Source organism: Occallatibacter sp. (assembly GCF_049802275.1).
Classification (GTDB): Bacteria; Acidobacteriota; Terriglobia; order Terriglobales; family Acidobacteriaceae; genus Telmatobacter.
The window spans coordinates 1-3,906 of the sequence record NZ_JBARMD010000414.1 but is presented as its reverse complement, the minus strand read 5'-3'; the positions used below and the strand labels follow the sequence as shown (position 1 = coordinate 3,906).

Below are 3,906 nucleotides of genomic sequence, written 5' to 3'. Positions count from 1 at the left end.
CACGGCGGCCAGTGCATTTGCTCTCGGTATTACTACCCCTCCACGTTCCGGCCCGTTTTGTGTCGGCCAGTGCATCGTGTATCCGTATACCGATGTCGTGCAATTTGTTCCGCGCGACTACCTTTGGGTGTTGCCAGGCACATTGCTCTTGCCACTCTTCGTTGTGCTTGCTGGCTGCATTCACGCAAGCGTTGGAGTCAGAAGACGGCACCTGAGCCTTCTTGGCTTGTGCTTCGCATCGATCGCAGCGGGAATTATCACGCTTGACTACTTCACACAGTTCGAAGTCGTTGCGCCCAGCTTGCTGAGAGGTGAAACCGACGGGCTTGCACTCTTCACTCAGTACAACCCCCACGGCTTCTTCATTGCTTCTGAAGACCTGGGTTATCTGATGCTGAGCACCGCATTTTTGTTCGTCGGCGTTGCATTCGGCAGCGCCACTCGTCTTGAGCGTGCGATCCGATGGACATTCATAGGCGCTGCGCTAATCGCTATCAGCAGTTTCGCCGTATTGTCCTGGCATTTCGGCTTCAATCTTGAGTACCGGCTCGAAGTCGCAATCATCTCGATAACCTGGACATCCTTGATCGTGTCAGGGGTGCTGCTCAGTTTATTCTTCCTTCGATCCATTCGAACCGACTTACCGATCTCATGAGGGGAAACTGTCATATTCTCCTGGAATCGGAGAAATTCCCGGTTGATTCAAAACACCTTAGAGCCAGCGATAACCCGCTCAGTCGTTTCGATGGCAAGGAGTAAAATGAGGTAATGATTGAGACACTCTATAAGACCAAAACCCCTGAAAAGGAAAGATCAGAGTGCTACGTCCTTGTTCTTGCGTCTCGTCCGGCGAGTGAGGACCGGGCCTACGTGTTCATGGAAGAGCATGGGCGATGGGACGCGGAAGCGGATCGGTTTATCCATGAGGTCAAGACACTCGACACGGAAGGCAGATTGACGCACGAAGAAGGTCTCGCCATGTTCAATGCTGCAAAGAAGAAACTCGCCGAGCGTGGCTTCATCTATGGATTCGTGCAGAATTACAGTCGCAAAATGCGGCACGTCCATCAATTGAGTCAGCCTGAAGCCGTCATCGCTTAAAGAATTGGTGAGCGGTTTCGTCCCGTTCGATGTCGTGGGCGAAACCGGAGACGATCGAGACCAGGTACAGCACAAGCGCAACTGCCAAAATCATCCAACATACATGCAGAATGAGCGTTTGCTCCGAAACGCATGGAACATAGCCAAATCCTGCTATTTCCAACGCCACAATGAACAAGACGGCCGCCGCGCCTAGCGTCCACGGCCATAAGCGACCGAGCAGTGGGCGTGCAACTCGCGGGAGTAGCCGTCTCCAGAATAAAAGAGATGCGACGATCTGTGTTGCCACGGCCCAAGCCAACGTGAACAAAACAATCTGTGCCACGCCTCCACCGGTCAAAAAGGAGGCAACGCCGAGAATTAGAAAGACGGTTGGTCCTCGCGGCGAGTGCAAAAATCGAAGCGACCAAGCGATCATTGCCAAGCCTATAAGTGTTGCAACAACGCCGGTGACCAGGAAGTTGGGAATCAAAGTAAATGCGCCCTCCCCGCCCTCCTTCCATACGGTCCAGCGATAACCCGGGCCCAAGGCATTCACTATCAATCCGGGAGTCGGACGGAATCCTTGCAGGCATTCCAACAGACCGTGATCCATGGATCCGACACCAACCAGAACACCGAGCGTGCAGGCGATCGTGCGTGTGGCGCGGTTGTTGCGAATTGTCGGGGCTGAATTCGCTAGAGCCGTTGGAGACTCATGTTTCGTGACTGCCATTGCACGGCCTCTTACCCCATTCGGAATCGTTAGTGCCAGTTTTTAACCGTTGGCCACATCTGTTTGAGCGATCCCTTGAGGCCACGACAGTAATACACATCGAAGTGCTCCCTCGGCATCGAGTATGGATGCGACACATGGGCGCGCCATTCGACACTGGCATATACCTGCTCTAATTGGTCCTGCCGCCCCTGCATCACAATCACGCTCTCGCCGGTATAGTCACGCGGTCCCCACAGGAAGTAGTTCTGATGCCCACTGATGGCTTTCGGTAAGCCGTACTTCGGCCCGAAGAGATCAATTGCGCCGGCTTGTCCAAAGTTTTGGGCGAAGATCGCCGTTTTGGGCCGCACATCGGGCGGCAGCCCGTTGTATACCTCAGCAACTGTTGCCACCATCTCTTCCCATCCGAACTGCGACGCATAGACTTGCGGCAAAGGTCCGAGCTTCCATTTCTCAATCGCCGGAGGCTGGACATGCAATGCAGTTGCATAGCGTATGTAAATGTCGGGCGGCAAAACCGGCAAGAGCATTGGCGCTAACGCCACTCCGAGCAAAATCATCAATGCGGGATATGCAAACTTGACCCAGCGGAGAGTGGGCCTCTCAAGCCACGACTCCCAGAGCACACTTCCGCCGGCGAACAGGATGGGAAACGCGGGCCACAAGTAATACACGCGCGGGTTCAAAACAAGAATCACAGTGAATGTGGCCACGCAGGCCCAGCCCAAGACGCGAAAGGGCTTTCCCTTCTCGGTGAAGAAAAGGAACCAGAGGCCGCCCAGCCAGATGGGCAGCGTCAGCGGGAGCATTGCGAGAATCTCTTGACTAAATAGAGCCAATGGACCGGGTTGTATGTTTCGACCGTCGCGACGAATGTTGGCCTGGAGTTCGAGAAAAGGGAAATGGTTCTGAATGTTCCAGATCAGATTGGGAAGGAAGATCAAAAGGGCCAGCGCCATGCCCAGCCAGATCCACCGGGAACGGAAACAGACGCGCTCCCGGGTCAGGATAAGTCCGGTAACGATGCCGAAGCCAAAAATCAGCATGGAGTGTTTGTTGAGCAGGCCAAGACCCGACAACAAACCGAACCACAGCCAGAGCTTTTCATTTCCCGTGCGGACGATTCGAATGACCAGGTAGGCGCAGCCAAGCCAGAAGAGCGGCTCAAAGGCATTCATCGATAGCAGGTTGTCCATGCCCAGAAATCCGGGCGCGAATAGCACCGAAAGCGCCGCGAGTCCTTGGGCAAATCGGCCTCCGCCCAATTCGCGAGCTAGTAAACCCGTTAGGACCACCTTGCCTACTCCCGCGAGAGCGGGAAAGAAGCGGATCGCTGAAAGGGAATCGCCCCAGAGAAGCATTTCCAATCGTGCAACAACTGCGATCAGCGGCGGTTGATCGACATATCCCCACGCAAGATGACGAGCGCATGCCAGATAGTACAACTCATCCGTGAAGTAGCCATAGTATCGGTTGGCATAGAGGTGAATGAGCAGCTTGGCGACAGCCGCACACATAGCGAACAATCCTCCAGTCAACAACCACGGCCGCCGTACAGAGATTGCGGCGCGACGAGAAGGCGCGGTAACGCTCATGCGAAGTTCCTGCGGGCTTGTGATTACACGAGCCTTTATACACCTTTGCGGAAATCCATTTGTGAGGGCGATCACATCGCCGAAAACCTGGATACACCTGCGGTATTGACCAGAGACTCGAATGGATTTTGTGTCAAGTAATGCGGTGGACTCTTCTCCCAGGTGACGTTAAACCAGGCATCACAGTATTTATTACTGAAGCTATTCGGTGCGCAGCGCCTGCACCGGGTCCACCGCCGCAGCGCGTCGCGCCGGCAGATAACATGCAAACGCCGCCACCGCGCACAGCACAACCGCAACGGTCGCAAACGTAAACAAGTCTGTAGCCGCCACACCGATAAGCATGGTGCGCAGGAAGCGCGTGAGAATGAACGAGGCCGCAAGCCCGATCAGCAGACCCGCCACCGTAAGGATCAGGCCCTGCTGCAGCACATTGCGAATGATAGCTGCCTTCCCGGCTCCGAGCGCGAGCCGGATTCCGCTTTCATGCGT

At 55.0% G+C, this 3,906-nt stretch carries 5 protein-coding genes; 2 read left to right on the top strand and 3 right to left on the bottom strand.

All coding sequences use genetic code 11. The features are described from left to right. Both WA354_RS14525 and WA354_RS14520 read left to right on the top strand, forming a co-directional pair. On the top strand, positions 1 to 655 hold a 655-nt coding region (locus WA354_RS14525; protein WP_472813735.1), incomplete at its 5' end, for a hypothetical protein. Positions 656 to 768: 113 nt separating this feature from the next. Next, positions 769 to 1,101, top strand: a complete 333-nt coding sequence (locus WA354_RS14520; protein WP_472813734.1) for a hypothetical protein — start codon at positions 769 to 771, stop codon at positions 1,099 to 1,101. Here WA354_RS14520 and WA354_RS14515 read toward each other — a convergent pair. From WA354_RS14515 to WA354_RS14505, 3 genes are all read right to left on the bottom strand, one after another. Continuing rightward, a complete protein-coding gene (locus WA354_RS14515) occupies positions 1,091 to 1,696 on the bottom strand; it encodes a hypothetical protein (protein WP_472813733.1) in 606 nt (201 codons plus the stop codon). The genes WA354_RS14520 and WA354_RS14515 overlap by 11 nt on opposite strands. 149 nt (positions 1,697 to 1,845) lie before the next feature. Beyond that, a complete protein-coding gene (locus WA354_RS14510; protein ID WP_472813732.1) occupies positions 1,846 to 3,414 on the bottom strand; it encodes a glycosyltransferase family 39 protein in 1,569 nt (522 codons plus the stop codon). Positions 3,415 to 3,615: 201 nt separating this feature from the next. Beyond that, the coding region (locus tag WA354_RS14505) for an FtsX-like permease family protein (RefSeq protein WP_472813731.1) at positions 3,616 to 3,906 on the bottom strand (291 nt) is incomplete at its 5' end.